Raw genomic sequence first — 24,851 nt, forward strand, 5'->3', positions numbered from 1 at the left:
GCATACTGACTTTTCACGTCATGTTAAGGCCATCAATGATTTGGCGTACTTTTCCACAAGTTTATCCTTCTCCATTCTATCCAGCGTATGGAAAGGCTGCTGATTCGGAAGTACTATGTGACTCAGGAATATTCCGCCCAACTGCCGCGCACATAATTCTGTATCTACATCTTCTTCCTCAAAGTGATGATCCAGGCCCTGTTTCAAACTCGTAAATATAATATTCGGAAGGTCAATCTCTTCCGTGAGATTTCCCATCAGACTTTCTGAAATCAACATCTTAACCAATGGGGTGTTTTTTGAAAGCACCTCCAGCCGGTTTTCAATGATTGATTTAAAGAAATACTCGGTATTCCCTTCGTTTGCCAGCTTCATGACATGGGAATTGAACTGATTTTCAAGCACATGCTTAATGACAGTGATGAATAAATTTTGCTTGGTAGCAAATTTACGATACAACGTCACTTCAGCTACATCCGCTTCCTTAGCTATTTCCTGTGTGGTCGCCTGCAGCCCTTTCTTAACAAAAACTGCGACAGCCGCCTTTAATATTTGATCTGTTTTATCTCTCAAGCCCTTCACCCCACTTGTACTTCCTTCTTAACCTTTATTTTCACAAAACGGTCCAGAATAATCAAGATAGCAGGCATGACAACGACAGTACTGAACAGTGCCAATGAAATATTAATCAATGTCATCAAGCCAAAATTGCTTAATATCACAAAGTCAGATATGAGCAAGGCACTGAAACCGCCAATGGTGGTCAATGCAGAAGTGAAAATCGCCTTTCCGATTTTCTGGTTAGAGATCCTGATTGCCGCTTCACTATCGTGGCCTTTTTTTCGTTCTTCATAATAACGTTCCATGATAAGAACCGTAAATTCTGTGCCAATACCAATGATCAGTGCTCCTAGAGTAGCCGTCAACGGCGTATAATCAATACCTAAAAAGTACATCGCTGCCCCGGACCAACCGACAATCAGGATGATCGGAATCAAGGGAATGAACGCTATTACCGGGTGGCGATAAATGAGAAGAAGTCCTAAGAAGACAAGGCCCATTCCGAGCAAGGTCATTTGGTACCTTCCCGAAGTCAATGCAGAAATCATCTCAACATCAAGGACGGATTTTCCTGTAATTGTAGTTTCTACATTTGCAGCCTCTTTTTCCTCTAAATAAGTTTCTAAATCATTCAGGAACGCTTGCAGAGGTTCGGATTCCATATGCTTGATTCCTATATTGATCACACCCTGGGTATGCTCTTCATTGATCAGCAGCTTGACCTGTTCCTCTGGCATATCTTCCAAATACGGTACCCAGTCCCCATTTTCAGGGAGTTCACCATCATTCATCTGCTTGACAGCAGTAGTGATTGACTTCGTATCTACAACTTCTGCAAATTCCTCATCCAACGATTCACTGACATCATCCACCCAGTGCATTATTTCAGGGTTTATTACGTCCTTGCCTTTATAAACGAGGGACACCTGGTCAGTCGTCCCAATGATGTCTCTGAGCTTATGAATATCCGCAAGCGCCGGGTCATCCTGGGGCATGAAATTTTCAACATCGGTTTCCACACCGGCGTCTGTGTCGACCCATATCCCTAACGCTGCAGTTACGATAGCGAGGGTGATGATAAGCCACCTTAATTTAATTAATATTGTCGTTAATTTATCAAGAAATCGATCAGCCTTCCCTTCCTTTTTACTCTTGGATTCCTTTTTTCTCTTGCTTCCAAAAAAATGATCTCGTGTATATAAGATAGGAATCAGCAAAAATAACCCGACAAAAAAGCTTACAATCATACCTAATGTCAACATTTTACCGAAATCCTGAATCATAGGAACCGGCGAGGTATAGAGTGATATGAAACCTAACGCTGTTGCTATCAAAGCAGTCATAACCGCTGGAACCATCTTTGTAACGGTACGCCACAAGCTTTTTCCTGACTGGCTTGCAAAAAATTTATTCCTCATAAGAATCCGCTCCTTCACGCAATTCTTCAGTGTAACGGCTATGGAACTGGATAGCATAGTCAATCCCTAATCCAATCAAAATCGGGAATACAGCCATGGAGACCATTGTAATCGGTATATTGAGCCACCCCATTAGACCGACTGTGCCGACAACAGCAACCAGAATCACAACTAATGGTAGTAAGCGCCAACTTACTTTAAAGACCACAGAAAGGACAATGATCATGAATGCCACAGAGAGCATCATCATTTTCTGCATGCTTTCTTTCATGGACGTCCGGATGGAATCATCCAAGACAGGCTTTCCAGACACCATTATTTCTGCATGATCATTCGGATTTTCTTTCATATAGTTATTGATCGCTGCTACGGTATCACTTTTGGTGGTATCGTCTACATTTCCCTCAAACTTAATAATCATTAACATATACTCATCATCAATGACAATTTCTTCAAAAGAGCTTCTAAGCTGATCGTCATCAGTATAAATCATATGGTCAAGGGTCGTTTGTTTTTCCGGCAGTCCAGCCTTCATCGTATCAGAATTAGCGATCATCTTTTCCATGTTCTTGCTGATGGAAATAAGGTTATCTCCCATTTCTGTCAAGCCATCACCTAACTTGGCCAGCTCTTCCATCTGCTGTTTCTGTTCTGCCTGGAAATTCTGGAGCTTGCCGGTTTGCTGGCTCAGTCCTTGTTCCATATTGTTCAGCCCATTAACGGTACGGTCAGGTATTTGGGACAGGGTAGCAGATTTTTCTGAAGTCTGCATCATTTTCTGGGATAACTGCATCAACTGTCCACCTAATTGTTCTAATTGTCGGGCTTGTGGGTTTTGGTCTGCCTTCATTTCCTGGGACATGTTATGCAGATTTGCCCCAACTTCCTGCGTCTGCTTTCCATATTCGGCTAACCCTGTTTTCAGCTGTCCTGTTCCTGCTTTCAGCTTTTTCTGCCCAGACGTCATCTTAGCAAAAGCATCTTCTAACTCAGCCATTTTACTCTCCATATCTGGAAGCTGGGTCTGGCTGTCATCACGAGAATTTTCGGTTAGTTTTTCTCCGGATTCTTTTAACTTAGTACCCATTTCGTCTAAACCATCTATCATATCTATTAACCCTTCCTGATAGTTTTCCTGCTGCTTTGTTGACATATGTTCTACTAACGTAACCGGGCTTAAAATGCTGAAAATAGCGTTATTTTGTTCAAGCTGATCCTCTAACCCTTTCATATGATTCAAGTTATTCGGGGTAAGTAAATCCTCCCCTTCATACAATACGGTGATGGACTCTCCGCCAAATGCTTCTTCCAATTTTTTATTATCCTGATATACATCTGTATCCGTACTTACCAATGTTTCGTTACCAGTGGCCATATTCACATTACGCGCTCCCACTCCGAGCAATAATATGACCAGTAAAGCTATGAATATCATACGCATCGGATGATTAATTAATAGCTTGGATAGCTTCTTTAAGAACTTCATGTTTGTTCTTCCCTTCAAAGAATGTTAGTGACAACTAACATAAAGGTTAAAAAAATACTCCAACTATTTCAGTTGAAGATATTCATACTATTGTTAGTTGTCACTAACATTCATTATATACAACCTTTTCTTGTTTGTAAAGATAAGAAAATCCAGCCTTCTTTGTCATCGGCTGGACTTTCTTAACCATTATAGTGCTTTTACCAATCCACCATCAACAACAAGTGCCTGGCCGGTTAAATAAGTATTGGCCCCCGAAGCGAGAAACACTACCGCTCTGGCAAATTCGTCCGGCTCTCCATATCGCCCGATTGGAATCGACTGCTCGGTTTGTTCTTTTACTTCCTCTGCTGTAGTTCCCAGTTTTTCTGCTCTTTTTTCATCAAGCTGAGCCACTCTGTCCGTAGCAATCCGTCCAGGCCCGACGGTGTTGATGAGGATATTATCACCAGCAAGCTCCTGAGAAAGGGATTTTGATAGACCGACGATGCCGGCACGGAACGTGTTGGATAAAATCAAATTATCCAGTGTCTGTTTGATCGAAGAAGAAGCGATATTAATAATTCTTCCACTTTGCTGCTTACGCATAGAAGGCAATACTTCCCTGACGGTCCGGACAAAACTGAGGAGGTTTAATTCGAACGCATTCTCCCAATCTTCATCTGTGAATTTATCAAATGTTCCAGCTGGAGGCCCGCCGGCATTATTGATCAATACGTCTACCGTGCCATTCCAGTCCACCGCTTTTTTAACCAGCTGCTTGATTTGCTCTGCATTAGTAACATCACATACCGCATAATCAACATTATTATTTCCGCTCTCTTCCTGGATCTCTTTTTTTGCTGCCTGAAGCTCTTCTTCATTTCGGCTTGAAATCAAGACATGGGCACCCTCTTTAGCAAACTCCATGGCTGTTGCTTTTCCAAGACCTTTACTGGATGCTGTTACAATTACTGATTTTCCTTGCAATTGAAAGTCCAAAACATTCATCCTTTCTATCGTTTCTTCAAGTCTACTACATTATTTTTCAGTGGTGGAAAGCCATCTATCTGACATTCAATCACATCTCCGTCACGGATAACTATAGCGCCAGGAGTCCCTGTCGAAATGATATCTCCCGGTTGTAATGTCATCACCTGCGAATGGAAAGCGACGAGATAATAGGGATCAAATGTCATATTACTCACCACATTCTTCCTGTGTAATTCTCCATTGATAATGGTAGATACATTCAATTGGAACACATTGTCCACTTCATCCGGCGTAACCAGCTGGGGACCAAAGCTGAAAAAGGTGTCAAAACTTTTCGACCTTGTCAAATAACGGGGATTGCGCTGCAGGATATCTTCTGCTGTCATATCGATGACAGTCGTATAGCCAGCAATGGCATCCGGTGCCTCTGATTCGGAAATATTTTTACACGCCTTCCCGATGATCACCCCTAATTCAGCTTCTCCCGTGGTGCGATCCGACTGGACTGGTACCTTAATGGTATCTCCATGGCCGATAATGGTAGTGGATGGTTTCATAAAACTTGCTGGCTCAGAGCTTGGGGCTTTTTCATTCAAATCGGAAGCATGATCGACATAGTTGAGCCCGATTCCCCAAATTTTTCGAGGTTCACGATAAAGCGGCCGATATAGCGCTTCATCTCTTGCCAAATAGTGAGAATCCAGCCGATTTTTTTCATCAGCTGGTTGCTCTTTATACCATTCCGCTAATGAAGATATCTTCCCAGTATCAATCAAATCAAACAGGCTGATCGGCCAGTCCGTTTTAAGTTCTTCATTAATTGATGTGATGGGAAGCAGACGCTCCCCATCTACAATTGCGGCCATTTCTGTTCGATCTTTTTCGATCGTTGCAAACCTCATTTGCTACTTCCCCCTAATTCTTCGCTTCTACAGGCTGGTTCGATTGTAAATCAGGCTTATTCTTAAAATTGGTGAACAACACATATGCGAATACGACCAATCCGATAATATCTGTCCAGATACCCGGATAAATCAGCAACAATGCTGCTAGTCCGGATACCGCCCTCAGCCAGCCAGGGACCTCTTTCATCACATATCCTTCCGTCATGACGGATAATAAGAAGACACCGATCAATGAAGTGATTGTGATAACGAGAATATTCATGAAGTTAGCATCAATCATCAGCATCTCATGAGAGAAAACGAACATAAACGGTACAATGAACCCTGCGATTGCCAGCTTCATCGCCTGGAAACCGGTCTGGTTCGGGTTTCCTCCCGCTATTCCGGCTCCTGCGAAAGCTGCCAGGGCAACCGGCGGTGTAATATTGGCAAAAATCCCGAAATAGAATACAAACATGTGCGCTACAAACGTAGCCGTTTCGGTAGAGCCAGCCAGTTCTCTGTACAATGGAAGCTGCAGCAAAATTGGAGCTGCCATTGTGCTGGTGATAATATAGGTCGGAATGCTAGGTAGACCCATACCAAGGATAATTGAGGTAATCATGGTCAAGAACAACGTAATGATCAACTGGATCAACGGGCTGTTGACCGCACTACCGATATTGACAATACTGTTGGCTATTTCAAGCGCTACCCCCGTCAACGAGGCGATACCAACTACGATGCCGACTGCACCACAGGCAATTGCTACCGGAACGGTGGTCCTTGCGCCATCTTCTAAAGCGTTAAGGGCATCTTTCACCCCGACTTCATCAGCTTCAAGCTTCAGCCACTTTCTCCATAGGTTGATTGCCAATGGTATGGCAATAATCAATAACAGTTCCCACCAGTCACTTCGAACTTTTGGAATAGCACTGCCGCTAAGCATAGCAGTAAGCTGGGGCTGGAAAATCAGGAACATAGCTATCCCTGTTATAACAGGCACCATCTGTTTCGAACCGGCAATTACTACAGTTGCGATGATGGACCAGAAAGCCGCGTAAAACGGTGTCTTACCGGAAAACAGCAAATACAGCAAAATTAACATTGGAATGATCAAGTGACCACGTTTCGCGATGACATCTTTCAGCTTTGGCAGTTCACTTTTTGGCATCCCCTGTAAGCCCCGTTTGGAGGCACGGAAGTGCACTTGCAGCAAAATGCCAACATAAAATAACAAAGCGGGAATGATACCAGCAAGAATGATTTTTGTGTAAGCAAGATTCAGGTTTTCAGCCATGATGAAGGCAGCTGCACCCATGATCGGAGGCAATATTTGTCCGCCAACACTGGCTGCTGATTCAACAGCCCCTGCAAAGTTTTTCTTATACCCGATTTTTTTCATCAATGGAATCGTAAATGCACCTGTCGTTACGACGTTAGCAATGGCAGAGCCGTTGATAGAGCCAAGAAATCCACTCGAGATGACCGCGACTTTTGCCGGACCACCTTTTGTATGACCAGCTACTGCAAGAGCGAGATCATTGAATAATTGGCCCATCCCGGAGCGGCCCAGGAATGCCCCGAACAGGATAAATAGAATAATATAACTTGCCGAGACCCCGATGGCTGTACCTAAAACGCCTTCCGTTATAAAAACAAGTTGAGCAATAATTTGTTTGGAAACACTCATGACCACCGGTGTTGTCAACTCTGGGTAAATGGATAGTTTTACATAGAAACCATAGATTAAGAAGCCAAGGCCTAATAAAGCAAGCCCCCACCCAGTGACCCTGCGGGTAATATCAAATAATAGGAAAATGATCAAAATTCCAACATAGAAATCGGTGTCATTGATCCGTCCGCCAGATTCGATGATCCGTTCTGCGGTCATGAACATATAAATTCCTACGCCAAGGGATAAAGCGGCAGTAATGTAATCGTAGAAAGGAACCGACTTTGCCCCTTTTCCCTTTTTTCTTATAAATGGGTACAATAAGAATCCAAGCGTCATCAATGTGTACAAATGAATGCTTCGCTGTTTGATATCGACGAGCGATCCAGCGTAAGAAGTATATAAATGAAATAGCGACAGGGAAATCGCCAGGACGGAAATCACTAACGCAATCGGTTTGGCTATCCCTGTCCGCACTGTACTTTCGCGGTCATAATCTTCTGCGGATTTTTGTTGTTTCTTCCCCATACTCTCACCTCATTCTAGTAGCAATAAAATAGCCGATGGCATGCAATAGGTTTATTTTTTCAACGGTCACACGATAAGATTGGGCGGGTTCTAATTTAAAAACCTCATCCTCTTTAATGAAACGGTGCTCTGTCGTTTTTCCGGTTCTTGTGACCAGCTGATGGCCAATCGGCTGATAAATTTCTGTCATGTATACCCAGCCGTCTTTTATGAAAGTATCCTCACCTGCATCATTTGGCACCCCGGCGCCAAACGTCTTGAATCTGGTAGAATCTAAGACGATCTGTCCGTCTTCGACTACAAACATTTCTTCCCATTCCTCTTTCTCAACCGAATGAACCCAACGAATAGAAAAGGATTCTTCCTCTTGAATAAAAAAGGCCCTCTCTAGATCGTCATTAACAGAGACGGTGAGCACTGTTAGATGGATGAAAAGCAGCGGCAGCAGGAGGAGAATGAAAGCAGCTAGAAGCAGCAATAGTCGTTTCATAGAATTATTTTAAAAAGGGCACCAAAATTGATGCCCTTTTTTTATTACTCCAAAATCCCTTGTTCTTCATAGAATTTTTTCGCCCCAGGATGAAGCGGTGCAATCAAGCCTTTGGCAATTTCATCCCGATCCAGCTGCTTAAGTGCGCCAACAGCTACTTCTTCTGTGCCCAGGTACTCGTAATAACGTTTTGTGATATCGTAAACCAGGTCTTCACTCAAGTCAGGAGATACGATAATCATGTTTTGAATACCTACTGTTTCTACTTTGTTTTCTAAGTTGTATTGCGCTTCATTTCCTGCCTCAATAGTATATTCTTTATAGAAAGGATATTTTTCCATCAGCTTGGAAGCTATATCCCCTTTAATTTCAACAAAATTGATATCCGTATGCTGCATCAAATCAGTGATGTTGCTGTTTGGTACTCCGGATGTGAAGAAAGCAGCATCAAGGTTGCCGTTTTTCATTTCCTGGACACTGTCCGCGTAACCTGTATGCGTAACTTTTCCAAGATCCTCATAAGTAAGGTCGACAGCTTCTAACACTTTCTTCGCGCTTTGTTCTACCCCGGAACCAACCTTACCAACGCCTACTTTTTTACCTTTCAGATCTTCAATGGACTCAATTCCACTGTCTTTCAAAGCGACAACTTGTACGACATTCTGGTACATTCCGGCAACCGCCTGAACATCGACAGCATTGCCTTCAAATTGACCCTTACCTTCAATCGCGTCGTAGCCGACATCACTCATGATGATAGCCATCTGATTCAGTCCATCCTGGATATTCTGGATGTTCGCCACAGAAGCACCAGTAGATTCAACCGTTACATTTCCTACCTGATCGCTCTCTTCAAAAATCGGCTTCAGTGCGCCACCGATCGGATAATACGTTCCAGAAGTACCACCTGTACCAAATACTAGAGACTGAGCGCCCTCAGAACCGCCGGATTCTCCTCCGCCAGAACCTTCAGACCCTCCGTCACCGCCACAAGCAGCCAGCAGCATGACAAAAGTCAAAGCAAGAATAAAAGATAATTTCTTTATCATATAATTAACCCCCATTTCGAATTTTGAACTATCTCTATGTTATCGCTTACATGATATTTTTTGAATATTATGACCATATTGGACATTTTGGTCATTTTGGTCAAAAAATGACCTATTCCCCTTACCTTACATGGGAAGCCAGTCTGGTAAAGAGCCCCAATATTTCATCCGCTCGAAAGGGAACGATTTTGCTCCCCATTAACAATAAAAAAAAGACTGTCTCTTCACATTCGAGACAATCTTTTTACTGAGAGATTTTATAACGATTCACCGGTCGTCCTACTCCCCCATACTGGATATCAAGAACGACATCACCGGTATTCTTTAAGTAGTCCAGGTACCTTCTTGCCGTCACACGGGCAATACCAATCCCGTCAGCAACCTGTTCTGCCGACAGTGCTGCTTGCTGCTCTTTCAAAAAGCGGGTAATTTGTTGCAAGGTCTGTTCATTCAGCCCCTTTGGCAATTCTTTTGGTACGGATGATTTTTGTTTAGGAGTCTGGATGATATCATCAATCTGCTGCTGGCCAAGCTCCCCTTCTCCTGAAAAACGCACATGAAGTTCCCGGTAGCGGGTCAATGCCTGCTCCAGCCGCTCAAATTTAAATGGCTTGACGATGTAGTCAGCAGCCCCATGCTGAAGCATTTTCTTTATAGTACCTTTATCGTTGGCGGCCGTTATAACAATAACATCAATATCCAGTTGTTCAGCACGGAGATACTCTAGAGTTTCTACCCCGTCTTTTTCCGGCATATAGATATCTAATAGAATAAGGTCGGGGGATAGCTCCCTTGCAAGTGCCAGCCCCTCTTCGCCATCCGATGCAATCGCTGCAACCTTAAAGGCAGCAACCTGTTCGATGAACTGCCGGTTCACTTCTTGAACCATGGGATCATCTTCAATCAACAAAACCTTAATCACCGGCTGCGTCATGCGGAACCCTCCTCCAAACTCATTGGGAATGTCAATAATATGCTTGTCCCTTCACCTTCCTGTGAAATGACTTCTACCTCTCCAAGTCCCTTTTCAACTACGTTGTTGATGAGATACAACCCGAACCCGGAGCCTTCTTTCCCTTTGGTTGTATAACCTTTTTCAAAAATATGATCGATTTGCTCCTTTGGAATACCCTTGCCATTGTCCTCCACCGCTATTGTACAGACATGGTCGTTCTGACTGATGGAAATGTCCACCCACTTTTGATCCCGTTTGACACCCTGAAAGGAATGGAAAGCATTTTCAATCAAGTTGCCTAAAATAAGCACAAAATCATGCTTATCCAAAAGTGGCGGATAAGCTTTCAGCTCACTTGTCTCATCAATGGAAACATCTACTCCTATCTCTCGTCCACGGCTGACTTTACTGAGTAACAATCCAGAAATACTGTAATCTTTCATTTTCGTAATTAAAAATCGTGATAATTCTTCCTGCTTTTCAGAAGCATCAAACACAAATTGCAGCGCCTGTTCTTTTTTACCCAACTGGATCAGTCCTGCAATCGTATGTAATTTGTTCAAATGTTCATGGTTCTGGACACGAAGTGCATCGACAAAAGCTTTGACACCAGTCAATTCTTCAGCCAGCCTGGTTGCGTCTGTTCTATCCTGGAAAACTGCAACAGCACCTACGATTTCATTTTCAACCCGAATCGGCACACGTGTACTCATGATCAGCTTGTCCCCAATCCTCATTTCTTCATGATAGACAGGAATGCCCTCACGTAATACCTTCAATAACTTTGTCTCACGGATGACAGCTTCAATCGGCTGGCCTACCCAATCCCCTTCAATTCCTAATATCTGTTTAGCTTTATCATTTAAAATAGTTACCTTTCCTTCTTTATCAATGGCAATGATCCCTTCATTCATCGCCTGGAAGGTTGCAGTCCGTTCTACCAGCAGCTGCACGATTTCATGAGGCTCCAATCGAAAAGTCTGCTGCTTCAGATGGCGAGCCAGCAGCCAGGAGCCGGTAACACCGAACAATGCTGTCAGAAATAGAATGAACAGGATTTCATTTTTAATATCAAACAGAATTTCTCCAACCGATGGAAGAATATTTCCCACGATAGCTATGCCAATCTGTTCATGCTCATTATTCATGATCGGGACGAACGCACGTATGGCTGTCCCCATCTCCCCTTGCGCTTTTGCCGTATAACTATGCTCAGCAAAAGCCGGTCCTTCATCTTTTCCCGAAGAAACCTTACCAAGCTTTTCCGATACAGGATGGGAGTAGCGTATCCGGTTCATATTAAGTATCACGATATAGTCAGCGTCGTTAACGGTGCGAATTCTTTCTACGATGGGGTTTATTTTTGTCCATCCGCCAGGCTCCACCAGATATTCCTTGATATCCGGAAGGTTTGCGACTGTACGCCCGGTGATCATCGCTTGTTTTCCCAGCGCATCCTCTTTCGATTCAATCGTATTGCCGATGACAATAATTCCACCGATGACAATAGAGAATAAAACGACGCCGAACGATAAGATTGTAATTTTCCAACGGATCGGCATGTGCTTGAGTTTCATGAGGAATCTTCCTTCCCATCAGGCTAACCCTAGTGTACCATTTATTCTTTCTTGTGTTACACTGTTGAAAACGATTACGGGAGAGGTGAAAGCATTGCGTACAGTCATCATGATTACGCTTTTCATCATAACCGGCATTTTCACTGCCTTATTTTTCGGTTTCGATTTGAGTGAAGCATCCAGAACGCTGGAATATGATGATGAGCAGGAAGGCATCCAGGACGAACTCGTCATCCAATTCAGTCACGTAGTTGCCGAAAACACGCCAAAAGGCATGGCGGCAAGACGGTTCGCCTCTCTTGTAGAATCGCGTACGGATGGAGAAATCAAAGTACAAGTCCATTCCAATGGCACCCTCTATAATGATCAGCAGGAATATCAGGCGTTAAAAGAAGGGCGCGTGGAAATGATTGCGCCGGCTACGTCTAATTTGACAGAACGCTTTCCAAAATGGCAAGTGCTTGACCTTCCCTTCGCTTTTCCAAGCCACCAGGCTGTTGAGGAAGCATATGAAGGTGTCATCGGAGAGACATTGCTACAGGAGCTGGAGAAGGAAGGCATCAAGGGTTTGACTTTTTGGTATAATGGATACAAGCAAGTCACCAATAACAGCCGGCCGATTGTATATCCGAACGATTTCGACCGTCTTCATTTCCGAATCATGCCAAGCCCTGTCATAGAAGCCCAGTTCGAGCAATTAGGTGCAAGCACCAGTGTCCTTCCGTTTAACAAAACCTACCGGAACCTGGAAGTTGGATTTGTCAATGGACAGGAGAATACCGCGTCCAATATTTATTCCAAAAAACTCTATCAGGATCAGTCCTACATGACGTTCAGCAATCATGGCTATCTTGGTTATGCTGTACTGATTAATCAAGAATTTTGGGACAGCCTTTCACAAGAACATAAACAGATCATCGAATCATCGATGGCCGAAACAACCAGCTGGGTTCGCCGCCATGCTATCGAGTTGAACGACGAACATTCCAGAAGATTAAGGCAACAGGAAAACTTGCAGATCGATTACCTGACATATACACAAAGGGAAGCATGGAAACGAAGATTAGCACCGATTTATGACGAAGTCGAAGCAGTCGTAGGTGAAGATTTGATGAGTGAAATCTATGATTTGCAAGATAAATATGGCAACTAATCAGCTTTAGGAGGAGAAAAGATGAACACAATATTTGTAGCCGGACATTCTAAACTGCCAACAGGGATTGCCGCCAACCATATATCCGAATCTCTGACATTGACGCTTGAAATCGATAAAAAGTACGGGGTAATCGTTGATGCTTCTTGTACACTTGCAACCGATCACGGTAGAGAATATGTAAAGAACCTTTTGAAGGGATACAGTTTAAAAGAAGGGTTAGATGAACCCTTGAAACAACTGGAAGACGGCTACCGTGGAAAAGCAGGTAATGCTATCGCGGCAGCTTTGAAGGACTCTTACAAACAATATCAAATGCATGATTAGAAGAGCCTAAGTGTTTCTTATACTATAACCCTTTAACAAGATTAAACTTTCTTAAAGTCTTAAAAAAAGCCGCTCACTATGAGCGGCTTTTTCGTTGTGGATTAACTGGTTACAAGGCTTGGTTTAAGGTCATCCGTCGCCTTCAGATGATCCTGAGGAGGAATGCGGTGCACAATCTCTTTTCCGATTTCCAGGGAGGCAGTAGCCGCTGGTGACGGCGCGTTGCAAACATGGATGGATTTCCGGCCAGGAATGATATAAAAGTCATCGACCAGGCGGCCATCTCGCAGCATTGCTTGCGCCCGGACACCGGCATGAGTTGGAACAACATCATCCACCTGGATTTCTGGAACTAAACGCTGCAAACTTTTCACAAACGTCTGCTTATGGAAAGAGCGAACCATTTCTTTCATGCCTTCCTGAAGATTGCTTCCCGCCATTTTCCAGAACCCAGGAAAAGAGATTGTATCCAGCGCATCTTTGAGATGGAAAGCAGTTTTATGATAACCTTCACGCTTGAAGCTCAACACAGCATTCGGGCCGGCATGGATACTCCCATCGATCATCCTGGTGAGATGAACGCCCAGGAATGGAAAATCCGGGTTCGGAATCGGATAAATCAATCCTTTGACCAGGTGACGTTTCTCCTCTGTGAGGGTGAAATATTCTCCACGGAAAGGAACGATCTTTACATCCGTTTGGATCTTGGCCATCTTTACCAGACGATCACTATGAAGACCTGCACAGTTGATCAGAAAACGGGACATGATCGTTTTCTTGTCCGTATCAATGAACACTTCACGTGATGACTCATCAATGTTCATCACTTTAGTACCCAGCATCAAATCGACACCGGCTTCCTCTACCAGCCTGGCAAGGGTCTCGGTCACCTGCTTATAGTCGACAATCCCGGTCGTCGGTACCTTCAGACCAGCAATCCCATTGACGTGGGGTTCTATTTCAAGCAGCTCTTCCCGGTTCAACTTCGTCACATTCAATCCATTTTTGTGGGCATTTTGATGAAGCTTTTCCATCCTGGGAAGCTCTTCATCATCTGTTGCAACCAGGACTTTACCGCAAACCTCATGATCGACACCATGTTCTTTACAAAATTCGACCATGGAAGCGGCACCTTGTTTCGCAAGTTTCGCCTTCAAGCTGCCGGGCTTATAATAGACACCAGAGTGAATGACCCCGCTATTGCGGCCGGTCTGATGGCTGGCCCAGGATTTCTCTTTTTCAATGACCGCGATCTTCGCGGCTGGATATTTTTTGGTGAGGGAATAGGCGGTCGATAAACCGACTATTCCCCCACCGATAATGGTAAAATCATACATGCTGACTACTCCCTCCTCATCCAACAATTACTCGGCGAAACGGCCTCGCTGACGCAATAACTCTCTATGAAGTTCGGTATTTTTTTCAAAAGCTTCTCTGCCGTGAAGCCAGAAACGGTTGTTAAGCATAATCAAGTCACCTTCCGGCAGATCTAAACCGGTGGTAGCTGGTGAATTTTCCATTGAATGGGACAAGTCCTTCAAATACTTTGCCTGATCAATCGTTTCCGGATAAACGAACTGATCAATGAAGCAGATGCAAGGACCGTTGTTATTCTCATAGAACGTCTGGCGAAGGATATCTTCCGAGACATTTTTACTTGCTGGAGCTTTGTAGATAAACTTGTATTTTGCCAGTGGGTGGTTATAAAAATAATCCATCTCTTCCCAATCATCTAAATGGAGAATACGGGAACGTCCACCTACCGCATTTTCTTCCTCGAACTTCATCATCAACAGCCAGTCTGTCGGCTCATCAACATACGTTCCGTCGGTGTGAAGCGTGAATGTACGATATGCCTGGCGCAGGTAGGAATCACTGTCATCCGTATGCTTAACTGAAAAGCGCGCATAGTATTTCCCTGACATCGCATCGAAGTTCGGCGTACCAACAAGGTGAGTAAGAGCCGTGGAGAACTTCACATAATCCTGATCGTCTTTCGTACGTCCCTGCAACCCTACTGTGAATCCTCCTGTCTGCCGATCATGGAGAATGCCGCGAATCGTTTGAATGAACTCCTCTCCTACTAATTCTACTAGTTTATCAGCTGCCATCAACCGCATATATGGTACATATTCCAATTGCTCGTCACTGACATCCTTCAAATCCTCAATAAACTTGTCAATTACTTCATTTTCAAATTCGATATGATAAAGACGATGATGCTTCGGATGCTGTTCCACCTTATACCCTTTTCCAGTTTGAAGCTCTAATTTACCTTTTTGTAGATCCATCGCACACATTGTTAAAAACCTCCCGAGTTTTTAGATAGTTGTTTAGTTGCTGACGGGCCCTTTCAGCGATTAAAAAAAGCCAGTATTATCCCTTGATTAACAGGAAAAATACTGGCTTCTAAACTGCGTGGGTGCTCTGGCGTTCAGAGTTATAGCAGTCTTGACAGTCCTATATTCAAATGAATTACTAATAAACTAGCAAACCGGCTTTGAAAGGGGGTGCCTTTCTAAAGGTTGCTTTCTGATATCTACTATATAACAATCAAAATTTTCTGTCAACAATGTTTTTAACTTTTATATGGTGATAATAGTTAAATAGAGGCTATTCCTGTGGGTAAATTCCAATCCCATAGAGATCAAGCGGCAAAAAACACGGGCTAGCTATGCAGTTAAAGCTCACGATGGCTGAAGACTGATTCGAGATAGATACAACATCTTAAAATCAAGTCTTCTGGAACATCAAAAAAGCCTTCCCATTTTTCAGGGAAGGCTTTCTACGCTTTGTGGCGAAGGACCGACGACCACATTCGTCGTTTAGCTATAAAAGCATATCCATTCGTCTTACACAAGTTAGCTCATCGCTCAATTACTATACCACGCTTATCTGGTAAACACAATCTTTATTTTTATAATACTTTACTCAGGAATTCCTGTGTCCTCGGATTCTGTGGATTACCGAACAGATTCTCCGGTACATCTTCTTCCATAATGATGCCTTCATCCATGAACAGGACTCGGTCCCCTACTTCACGGGCAAAGCCCATTTCATGGGTGACAACTACCATTGTCATGCCTTCTTTGGCAAGGTCTTTCATGACCTCAAGCACATCCCCGACAAGTTCCGGATCGAGTGCAGATGTCGGTTCATCAAACAACATGATTCTTGGTTCCATCGCAAGTGAACGTGCGATGGCGACACGCTGCTTCTGCCCACCGGACAAACTTTCCGGGTAGACATCGGCTTTATCGCTGAGCCCGACTTTTTCCAGTAGCGGCAAAGCAGCTTTTTCTGCATCCTTTTTCTTTATTCCCTTTACTTTGATTGGACCGAGCGTAATATTTTCGAGTACGGTTTTATGAGGAAACAGGTTGAAATGCTGAAACACCATTCCTACTCGTGAGCGTACTTCGTTTATGTTGATTTTTGGATCAGTCAGGTTATCTCCTTCAATATAAACCTCTCCTGAAGTTACCTCTTCAAGCAAGTTCAAGCATCGCAAAAACGTACTTTTACCTGACCCTGAAGGTCCGATAACACAAACTACTTCCTGCTCTTTTATTTCGGCATCGATTCCTTTCAATACTTCTACGGAACCGAATGATTTATGCAAATCTCTCACGCTGATCATCATACGTCAAGTCTCCTTTCTACTCTTCTCAAGTAAACGGCTGTCGGTACTGTAATGACGAGATACATGATACATACCATCGTCAATGCTTCGAATGCAGCAAAGGTTGAACCATAATATTGCTGCCCCATGTATAGCAATTCTCCAACAGCGATGACAGAGAAAAGAGAAGTGTCTTTCAGGCTGATGACAAACTGGTTACCAAGGGGTGGGATCATTCTTCTGAATGCCTGCGGCCAAATGATATACCTCATCGTCTGGTTACGGGTAAGACCGATCGAACGGCCTGCCTCATCTTGTCCTTTATCGATCGAGTAAACCGCTCCACGGACAATTTCAGCAATATAAGCCCCGGCGTTAATAGCAATCGCTATAATAGACGCAGTAATTTTATCGATATTGACGCCCATCAAATCAGATAGACCAAAATAAATGAATAAGATCTGTGCAAGAATTGGTGTACCACGGATCACCTCTACATACACTGTGGCAAGCCCGTAAATGAGTTTATTTTTGGAAAGACGGGCAAAGCCGAAGATAGCCCCGAGGATAAAACCGAAGATCAACCCGATACCAGTAATCAATAATGTCCATACCAGCCCTTCGAACAGCATAGGCATGACTCGGTAATAATGAGATTCTGTTATAAAGTCCATATGTGTTTTCGCTCCTTATTCTACGAATTGTGCGATAAATGAAGTAGATTTTTTCAAAATAATAGCGCAACAAGCTAATCACTTGCTACGCTTTTACCGATCAGCTATATCTCTTCTCTTGGTGTCATTAAACGTTATTCAGATGATTCTGTACCGTATTTACGCTCACCGAACCATTTTTCATAGATGTCATCATACGTACCGTTTTCTATCAAAGTTTCCAGTGCCTTGTTTACATCTTCAACCAGCTCAGAATCTTTCGGGAATGCGATACCATACTGCTCCCCTTGAAGGATGTCGCCGACTGTTTTCAAATTAGCAGAATCATTAGCCACATAATATTGGACGCTAGGAACGTCATACATAACCGCGTCAAGACGACCGGACTCCAGGTCCATATATGCTTCAACGATACCAGGGAATGTTACCAACTCGGCATCTGGATGGTTTTCTTTAATGTAGGCTTCACTAGTAGTACCAGAACGTGTCCCTACTTTTTTGCCAGCAAGGTCATCTTCTGATTTGATTTCATTATTATCTTTATTAACAGCGATCATCAGACCGGCATCATAATATGGATCAGAGAAATCAATTGTCTCTTTACGTTCTTCTGTGATCGTCATACCTGCAATCCCGATATCGAAACGACCGGACTGCATGCCACTTACAACACCGTCAAATTTCATCGACTCGATATTGACCTTGAAACCAGCTTCATCAGCCACTGCTTTGATCAAATCGATATCGAAACCTTCCATCTCACCTGTTTCTTCGTTCAGGAATTCGAATGGAACGAAGTTGTTATCTGTAGCAACTGTGTACTCTTCCGCTGCATCACCGGAGTTACAGCCTGCTAATAGAAGAGCTGATAGTGCAATTGCAAGAATAAATAAGTACCCTTTTCCTTTTATCATGTTTCTTCCCCCTTTTTATGTGCGTAATTAATTATCTCAAAATTTGTTATTAATTAAAATTTTCTGAATTATATGTATTTTGTCATATAGATGCAAAATTTATTATTTTTATTAGGTATTACACCTGTTGCTAACAATTACGACTAATTAATCCTATTTCCTCTTTATTACGAAGAATTTACAACTTGACCTTCTGGCAATCTACTTTTCACCTAATCTTTTTTAGGAAATAACTAGGATAATTAATCTTATTCATAGAACTAAGTACTCATATAGAATTATAAAGGAGGAGCTTTATGAACTTCCTCGTCAACTTGATCGATTACTTGATTTCTACAAAAAAGACATTCATTTACTCAACCTACAGCTTGAAAGAATACTACAGAATTATTTCTAAACTAAAGGCGGCTTCCATCAAATACCGAGTCGCTTCGAACGTTCATATGTCCTCACATAGCGGAGTGACAAAAAATGACTATGGCAATGAATATAAATTTTACGTCAAAAAGGAAGACGAACATAAAGCCCTGGAAGCCATTCATAAATGATTATTAAATTGAAGTATTAGGGGTGTAATGTGCTAATAATCTACCAGGAATATACGAATAGAAAAACCGCCTGGAGATTCCAGACGGTTTCATTATTAGAATTATAATAGATTTTCCTGCAGCCGGAAGCAAACAACTTTCTGCTCGGTCATCGACTCGATTGCATAACGTACACCCTCGCGTCCGATACCGGAACCTTTCGTCCCCCCAAATGGCATCGCGTCGATCCGGTAGTCACTGCTGTCGTTGATCATGACACCACCGACGTTCAACCCTTTAATGGCATGGAAAGCGTTATTAATATCCGATGTGAAAATACCTGCCTGCAGTCCGTAATCCACATCATTAGAACGGTCGACTGCATCGTGGAGGTTTTCCACTGGCATAATCAATACGACTGGACCGAAAATTTCTTCGTAAGCGATTTTAGCCGTTTTCGGTACATCGCTTAGAACGGTCGGATAATAAAAACTTCCTTCGCGCTTTCCGCCAATATGGAGTTTGGCTCCTTTCATCAAAGCTTCGTTGACCCAGCTATCGACACGCTTCGCTTCCCGTTCATTGATCATAGGTCCGACATCCGTCAGTTCATCCATTTTATCGCCGACCTTCAATTCTCCCGTACGACTGATGAAGGTATCAAGGAAGCGGGAATAGCTATCTTTTTCTACATAAATCCGCTGGACACCGATGCAGTTTTGACCGACGGCAGAGAAAGCGCCGGAAACACAGGATTGGACCGCATCATTCAAATTAGCATCGTTCAACACAATCACCGGAGAGTTGGATCCCAGCTCCATGCTCACTTTTTTAGGCCCGGCTTGTTCGGATATTCTCGTCCCGGCGTCCGCACCGCCTGTGAATGACAGTACTTTGACCGCTGGGTGAGTCACGAGCGTTTCGCCAATTTCACGGCCGGATCCAGTTACAACGGACAAGAAGCCATCCGGTAAGCCTGCATGCACGAACGCTTCTGCCAGTTTGAGCGCACTTAACGGTGTTACGGAAGCCGGTTTTACGACAATCGCATTACCCGCTGCAATCGCAGGTCCGACTTTATGAGCAACAAGATTCAATGGATCATTGAATGGGGTGATCGCCCCAACGACTCCAACCGGAAAACGATAATGATAACCGACACGGTTTTCGCTGCCTTCATTCTGGTCAAAGTTGATAGTTTCTCCATTAATCCTGCGTGCTTCTTCCGCACTAATCTGAATGGTCTGGATCGCCCGCTTCACTTCCCCGCGGGCTTCATTGATCGTCTTACTACCCTCTGAAGCTATTGTCATGGCAAAATCCTCAGCATTTTCTTTCATATAAGCTGCGGCTTCAGATAAAACACGGATCCGTTCATGGGTCGGCCAGACCGCCGTTTTTGTATAAGCCTCTTCCGCTTTTTCGATGGCTGCTAGCATATCTTTACTGCTTGCTGATGGCACGGAAGCGATTGGACGGTCGTTCTGGGGATCGACCACCTCAAATGTTTGGTTAGAATGAACCCATTCTCCTCCGATCAGCATCTTCACTGCTTTCACTTTGGTATGCATGAAAACACCACCTTCCTTAAATTTTTTCCATCGTCTTTTGGCGCTGGTAGTCAATCAAATCAATCAATAAGGAGAAACCCGTTTCCTTTAATCCTGCGCCTGCTCCCGTCAACATGATCGGTCCTGCCAGGTCGCATTCATACAAAATCGCGTTGGTTGCTCCTGTGACTCCTGCGAGCGGATTATCAGCGTCCAAAAGCTGCGGCTCTACGGAAGCAATTACATTGCCATTTTCTTTTTTTACCTGTGCTAACAAGCGCCACTTTTTATTTTGCTCAAGAGCGTCATTGACCATTTCAAGCGTCATATCACTGATACCCTTGCAAGGAATATCTTTTGATGAAATTGGTGTCCCCATCAAGTATCCGGAGAGGATGGCTGCTTTATACCGGGCATCATATCCTTCCACATCATTCGTAGGATCCGCTTCGGCATATCCTAATTCCTTCGCTTTTTGTAAGGCTTCCTCATAAGACTTACCTTTTTCCATTTCCGTTAAAATATAATTGGTCGTACCGTTCAAAATCCCTTTAATTTCTGTAATTTCGTTGCCAGCCAGGGTAGCGACAGGCATCCTTAACGCCGGTGTACCACTCATTACCGTACCTTCAAAACCCCAGTAGGCGCCATTTTTATCTGCCAGTTCACTCAGTTCCTCGTAAGCGAGGGCTGCCGGTCCTTTATTGGTCGTAACGACACTTTTCCCTTTTTCAAAAGCGGCCCGGCAATGGTCGATGGCAGGCTGCCCTGTTACCACGTCTGTAAAAGTGACTTCGACAATCATATCAGCATTAGTCTGCTGGATCGTTTCCATACTGTTGAGTCCTTTCGTCACTCCTGGTCCATCTGGGTAATTCTCCACATTTCCGGTCTCCCGAACTGCTTCCAATAACTGATCAATATCCAACCCATCAGGCTTATAGACCGCACCTTTCATCATATCCGAGACAGCTACTACTTCTGCTTCAAGTCCATAAGAACTTGCAAGGTGCTCCTTACGTTCCTGCAAAATTTCGGCAAGCGCCTGACCGACACCACCGAAGCCGACAAAAGCTATTTTAGTCATCGACCTTCCTCCCTTCTTGAACTTGTAACAACCGGTGAGCACAGTTCGTTAAAATCGCTGCACCAATGGGCAATGCCTTTTCATCTATTTGAAAATCTCCTGTATGAAGCTTCCGTTCCGGAATCCCTTTTTGGGCGCACCCCAGGAAAAACATTGCACCAGGTTTATTCTCGATCATATGGGCAAAGTCTTCGCCTCCCATACCAAATGGCCCTTCATGGATTTTCATATTCGGATAGAGATGCCTGGCAGCCTTTTTAATCTGTTCATTTACAATGTGATCGTTATCCAAAGCAGGCTCTCCCGTTTCAATATATAAATCATAGGAGCCACCGAGTGGAGGAATGACGTCAGCTATTTGTTCCAATTCCCGGACTAGCTGCGCCCGCATTTCTTTTGTGTATGAACGCATCGTGCCAGTAATCGTCACTTCATCGGGAATGACGTTCGCTGTCTCCCCTCCATGAATTTCACCTACGCTGATCGTACCTACTGATAATGGATCGACTTTCCGACTGATCAGACTATACAAGGCCTGTAAAAAGTAGCTCGACATCCAAATCGGATCAGTAGCCAGGTGAGGATACCCGCCATGCCCGCCCGTTGCTTTGATGGTCATCCGGAAGTTATCGATATTCGCCATACTCGGTCCGTCGTTTACCTGGATTTCTCCGGTTGGACGCCAGGGACATACATGTAAAGCCAGGAAAGATTCAATGTCATCCAAAAGACCGGACTGCAGCATGAGTGGCGCCCCGGTCACTCCTGCTTCATTGGTATCTTCTTCAGCAGGCTGGAAAATGAACTTAATGGTTCCAGTCAGTTTACCTGTTTTAGCCTCTTCACTCAGCAGTCTGGCAGCCCCAAGCAAAATAGCAGTATGGGCATCATGGCCACAGGCGTGCATAACCCCAGGATGAACAGATTGATAATCTAAATCAGTGTGTTCATTAATAGGCAGAGCGTCCATATCTGCACGCAATCCCACCGTAGGCCCTTCCCTGCCAGTCAAGGTAGCAATTATCCCGTATCCTCCGACATTGGTTTCCAGATCAAAAGCATTCATCTTTTCTAATTCCTGCCTGACGTATGCACTTGTTTCTCTTTCCTGGAAACTAAGTTCCGGATGGCGGTGCAAATGGCGCCGCCATCGGATCAAATCTGCTTTGATTCTTTCTACATTTACGGTTACTGGATCATGTTTGATCTGCAACGGGATCCCTCCCTATCAGCCTTTCACTGTCAGGCTCTCTGGCAGCGACTGGAATGCTTGATTCAGATCCTCTTTCAAATCTTCAATATCCTCTATACCAGCCGAGTAGCGGATCAACCCTTCTGGAATGCCCATGGCTGCCCGCTCTTCCGGCGTACACTCCACATGACTGGTCGTTCTCGCCGGCCCGACGATTGTTTCTACTGCGCCAAGGTTCGCGGCACGATTGGAATATTTCAGTTTTGGCAGCAAATGACGGACGGTGTCCATGCCACCCTTGACAGAAAAGCTAAGCATGCCGCCGAATCCCTTCATTTGTGCTTTAGCAATATCGTGACCTCTATGCTCTTCCAGTCCCGGGTAGAATACGTCATCCACAACATCGATGGTTTTCAAATGACGTGCAATAGCGAGTGCATTTTCATTTTGACGGTCAATCCGCAGTTTTAATGTCTTCATCCCGCGAAGGAGCAGGTATGCTGCCATCGGATCGAGCGTGGCACCGTTTATTTCGCGGTAATGGTACACTTTTTCGACCAGCTCCTTGCTGCCGACTAAGGCTCCACCAAGCGCATCGGCATGCCCGCCTAAAAATTTGGTTGCACTGTGGATGACAAGATCCGCACCTAATGCCAATGGATTCTGGTTCACAGGAGTTGCAAACGTATTATCGACAACCACGATGGCTCCAACCTTTTTTGCCACCTTTGCCACCCGCTCAATGTCGGTGATTTTGACGGTCGGGTTGGTTGGGGTCTCCAAATAAAGTACTTTACAGCCTTTCATTACCTCTTTTTCAATTGCTTCATGATTCCCTGTATCACACAGTTCCACCTCAATGTGCTGTTGTGGCAGAAATTCCGTAAAAATCTTATTCGTGCCTCCGTACGTATCTTTGATAGATACGATCCGGTCTCCAGGGAAAAGCAAGGTACCAAGTGTATTGCTGATGGCTGCCATCCCGGTCGAAAAACTGGTTGCAGCTTCAGCATCTTCCAGGATTCTGATTTTTTCTTCAAAAGCCTGGACGGTCGGGTTCGTATTACGTCCGTAAATGTGTCCTTCTTTATTGCCTACGGCTACCTCATACCAATCATCCATATCGTCATAACCGAAAGATACACTGTGTACAACTGGAACTTGTGTTGCTCCAAATGCTAATTGTTCCTTTTCCCCCGCCCAAATGGCACGTGTTCCAATATTTGCTTTTTTCATCCTAAATTCCTCCCTTATCTTTATTTAGTAAGCCTGTCGTATGCAAATCTGGCAATGGCTGTATCCTGAACACCCGTTCCAGTCAAATCGCAGACGGTAATTTGCTTCTCATTTATGCGGCCTTGTTTATTGCCAGCGGTGATCTCACCAATTTCGATTGCTTCATCGATCACTCGCTGGTTATTACAGGCCCTCATTTCCCCGAGTCGAAGTGACTGCGCTTTGACATCACATACCACGTAATCCGTTTTCTCCAATACACTGCTTTCGAGTTCCTGCTTATGTTCCGCATCCGATCCCATAGCAGTGATATGCAAGCCTGGGTGGAGCCATTCGGCTTTTATCAGCGGATCTGTTGACGGTGTCGTTGTAATCACCACATCACTTTCAGTCACCACGTCTTCAGGAGATCTGACGATTTCTACATCGATGCCCAGTTCCTGTAACATCTCCTGTTGATACTGTTCCGTCTTTTCCGGAGTGCGTCCGTAAACGAGCAATTTATCAAAATCACGGACTAGCTTAAGCGCCTGGACTTGCAGACGTGCTTGGGCTCCTGTTCCGATAACCCCGATTGTTTTGATATCCTTACGCGCCAAATGTCTGGCTGCGACTGCTCCGGCAGCTGCCGTCCGGACTTCTGTGAGAAAACCGTTATCAGCAAGCACAGCTTTTGGAATCCCAGTTTCCGAACTCAACAGCAGCATCATCCCATTAGCGCTTGGAAGACCACGTTTATAGTTATCGAAAAAACCGGAGGACAGCTTTACGGCAAAACTATCATAACCTGCTACATAAGCCGATTTGATGTCAACTTCCCCATTATGTTCGGGGACATCAATCCTCATGATCGGTGGCATCTGCACCTTTTTCTGAACCAAATCATTAAATGCCTCCTCGACCACATCGACTACCTCGCTGTCGAGACGGATGACTTTTTCGATCTCCTCCTTAGTGAAAAGCTTCATAACCAG

At 44.2% G+C, this 24,851-nt stretch carries 23 protein-coding genes; 3 read left to right on the plus strand and 20 right to left on the minus strand.

Features of this window, described 5'->3' with window-relative positions:
• Positions 1–18: 18 nt before the first annotated feature.
• From ACGTN9_RS08895 to ACGTN9_RS08940, 10 genes are all read right to left on the minus strand, one after another.
• Positions 19–582, minus strand: coding sequence for a TetR/AcrR family transcriptional regulator (locus ACGTN9_RS08895; RefSeq protein WP_499591990.1), 564 nt, complete (start codon positions 580–582; stop codon positions 19–21).
• Positions 579–1,979 (minus strand): efflux RND transporter permease subunit, encoded by a 1,401-nt coding sequence (locus ACGTN9_RS08900; RefSeq protein WP_499591991.1) that lies wholly within the window; start codon positions 1,977–1,979, stop codon positions 579–581. The genes ACGTN9_RS08895 and ACGTN9_RS08900 overlap by 4 nt, the downstream gene beginning before the upstream one ends.
• Positions 1,969–3,465, minus strand: a complete 1,497-nt coding sequence (locus ACGTN9_RS08905; protein WP_499591992.1) for an MMPL family transporter — start codon at positions 3,463–3,465, stop codon at positions 1,969–1,971. Before ACGTN9_RS08905 ends, ACGTN9_RS08900 begins: the two co-directional genes overlap by 11 nt.
• Positions 3,466–3,654: 189 nt before the next feature.
• The gene (locus ACGTN9_RS08910) at positions 3,655–4,446 is read right to left on the minus strand and encodes an SDR family oxidoreductase (RefSeq protein ID WP_499591993.1); all 792 of its coding nucleotides are present in this window, start codon (positions 4,444–4,446) and stop codon (positions 3,655–3,657) included.
• Positions 4,447–4,460: 14 nt separating this feature from the next.
• Entirely contained in the window at positions 4,461–5,339 is an 879-nt protein-coding gene (locus tag ACGTN9_RS08915) for a fumarylacetoacetate hydrolase family protein (protein ID WP_499591994.1), read from the minus strand.
• Positions 5,340–5,352: 13 nt separating this feature from the next.
• Positions 5,353–7,524, minus strand: a complete 2,172-nt coding sequence (locus ACGTN9_RS08920) for a TRAP transporter permease (RefSeq protein WP_499591995.1) — start codon at positions 7,522–7,524, stop codon at positions 5,353–5,355.
• Between the two features lie 4 nt (positions 7,525–7,528).
• Positions 7,529–8,014, minus strand: coding sequence for a DUF1850 domain-containing protein (locus ACGTN9_RS08925; protein ID WP_499591996.1), 486 nt, complete (start codon positions 8,012–8,014; stop codon positions 7,529–7,531).
• 44 nt (positions 8,015–8,058) lie between these two features.
• Complete coding sequence (locus tag ACGTN9_RS08930; RefSeq protein WP_499591997.1) at positions 8,059–9,063, minus strand: TAXI family TRAP transporter solute-binding subunit; 1,005 nt, start codon at positions 9,061–9,063, stop codon at positions 8,059–8,061.
• A gap of 244 nt (positions 9,064–9,307) precedes the next feature.
• A complete protein-coding gene (locus ACGTN9_RS08935) occupies positions 9,308–9,997 on the minus strand; it encodes a response regulator (RefSeq protein ID WP_499591998.1) in 690 nt (229 codons plus the stop codon).
• Complete coding sequence (locus tag ACGTN9_RS08940; protein WP_499591999.1) at positions 9,994–11,595, minus strand: ATP-binding protein; 1,602 nt, start codon at positions 11,593–11,595, stop codon at positions 9,994–9,996. The genes ACGTN9_RS08935 and ACGTN9_RS08940 overlap by 4 nt, the downstream gene beginning before the upstream one ends.
• Positions 11,596–11,659: 64 nt before the next feature.
• Between ACGTN9_RS08940 and ACGTN9_RS08945 the strand changes: the two genes are divergently transcribed.
• Together ACGTN9_RS08945 and ACGTN9_RS08950 are read left to right on the plus strand one after the other, a co-directional pair.
• A complete protein-coding gene (locus ACGTN9_RS08945; RefSeq protein WP_499592000.1) occupies positions 11,660–12,748 on the plus strand; it encodes a DctP family TRAP transporter solute-binding subunit in 1,089 nt (362 codons plus the stop codon).
• 21 nt (positions 12,749–12,769) lie between these two features.
• The gene (locus tag ACGTN9_RS08950; RefSeq protein WP_028784830.1) at positions 12,770–13,075 is read left to right on the plus strand and encodes a DUF3870 domain-containing protein; all 306 of its coding nucleotides are present in this window, start codon (positions 12,770–12,772) and stop codon (positions 13,073–13,075) included.
• Positions 13,076–13,176: 101 nt separating this feature from the next.
• Here ACGTN9_RS08950 and lhgO read toward each other — a convergent pair whose 3' ends face one another.
• The 5 genes from lhgO to ACGTN9_RS08975 form a co-directional block, all read right to left on the minus strand.
• A complete protein-coding gene (gene lhgO, locus ACGTN9_RS08955; RefSeq protein ID WP_499592001.1) occupies positions 13,177–14,412 on the minus strand; it encodes an L-2-hydroxyglutarate oxidase in 1,236 nt (411 codons plus the stop codon).
• 27 nt (positions 14,413–14,439) lie between these two features.
• Positions 14,440–15,375 carry a glutarate dioxygenase GlaH gene (glaH, locus tag ACGTN9_RS08960; RefSeq protein WP_499592002.1) on the minus strand — a complete coding sequence of 312 codons (936 nt, stop codon included), beginning with the start codon at positions 15,373–15,375 and terminating at the stop codon, positions 14,440–14,442.
• Between the two features lie 617 nt (positions 15,376–15,992).
• Positions 15,993–16,715 carry an amino acid ABC transporter ATP-binding protein gene (locus tag ACGTN9_RS08965; protein WP_499592425.1) on the minus strand — a complete coding sequence of 241 codons (723 nt, stop codon included), beginning with the start codon at positions 16,713–16,715 and terminating at the stop codon, positions 15,993–15,995.
• Complete coding sequence (locus tag ACGTN9_RS08970; RefSeq protein ID WP_499592004.1) at positions 16,715–17,371, minus strand: amino acid ABC transporter permease; 657 nt, start codon at positions 17,369–17,371, stop codon at positions 16,715–16,717. The genes ACGTN9_RS08965 and ACGTN9_RS08970 overlap by 1 nt, the downstream gene beginning before the upstream one ends.
• Positions 17,372–17,505: 134 nt before the next feature.
• Positions 17,506–18,285, minus strand: a complete 780-nt coding sequence (locus ACGTN9_RS08975) for a glutamine ABC transporter substrate-binding protein (RefSeq protein ID WP_499592006.1) — start codon at positions 18,283–18,285, stop codon at positions 17,506–17,508.
• Between the two features lie 296 nt (positions 18,286–18,581).
• On the opposite strand from ACGTN9_RS08975, the gene ACGTN9_RS08980 reads away from it, so the two are divergent.
• Entirely contained in the window at positions 18,582–18,833 is a 252-nt protein-coding gene (locus ACGTN9_RS08980) for a hypothetical protein (RefSeq protein ID WP_499592007.1), read from the plus strand.
• Positions 18,834–18,934: 101 nt separating this feature from the next.
• Here the strand turns inward: ACGTN9_RS08980 and ACGTN9_RS08985 are convergent, their stop codons facing one another.
• The 5 genes from ACGTN9_RS08985 to ACGTN9_RS09005 are packed head-to-tail and all read right to left on the minus strand — an operon-like array spanning position 18,935 to position 24,845.
• Positions 18,935–20,383 (minus strand): aldehyde dehydrogenase family protein, encoded by a 1,449-nt coding sequence (locus ACGTN9_RS08985; protein WP_499592009.1) that lies wholly within the window; start codon positions 20,381–20,383, stop codon positions 18,935–18,937.
• A 16-nt stretch (positions 20,384–20,399) separates the two neighbouring features.
• Positions 20,400–21,449 (minus strand): homoserine dehydrogenase, encoded by a 1,050-nt coding sequence (locus ACGTN9_RS08990; RefSeq protein ID WP_499592011.1) that lies wholly within the window; start codon positions 21,447–21,449, stop codon positions 20,400–20,402.
• The gene (locus ACGTN9_RS08995; protein ID WP_499592013.1) at positions 21,442–22,662 is read right to left on the minus strand and encodes a M20 metallopeptidase family protein; all 1,221 of its coding nucleotides are present in this window, start codon (positions 22,660–22,662) and stop codon (positions 21,442–21,444) included. Before ACGTN9_RS08995 ends, ACGTN9_RS08990 begins: the two co-directional genes overlap by 8 nt.
• Before the next feature lie 15 nt (positions 22,663–22,677).
• Positions 22,678–23,877 (minus strand): cystathionine gamma-synthase family protein, encoded by a 1,200-nt coding sequence (locus ACGTN9_RS09000; protein ID WP_499592015.1) that lies wholly within the window; start codon positions 23,875–23,877, stop codon positions 22,678–22,680.
• 20 nt (positions 23,878–23,897) lie between these two features.
• The gene (locus ACGTN9_RS09005; protein WP_499592017.1) at positions 23,898–24,845 is read right to left on the minus strand and encodes a cyclodeaminase; all 948 of its coding nucleotides are present in this window, start codon (positions 24,843–24,845) and stop codon (positions 23,898–23,900) included.
• Between the last annotated feature and the right edge of the window lie 6 nt (positions 24,846–24,851).

The organism is Halobacillus sp. B23F22_5, assembly GCF_043497085.1.
Classification (GTDB): domain Bacteria; phylum Bacillota; class Bacilli; order Bacillales; family Halobacillaceae; genus Thalassobacillus.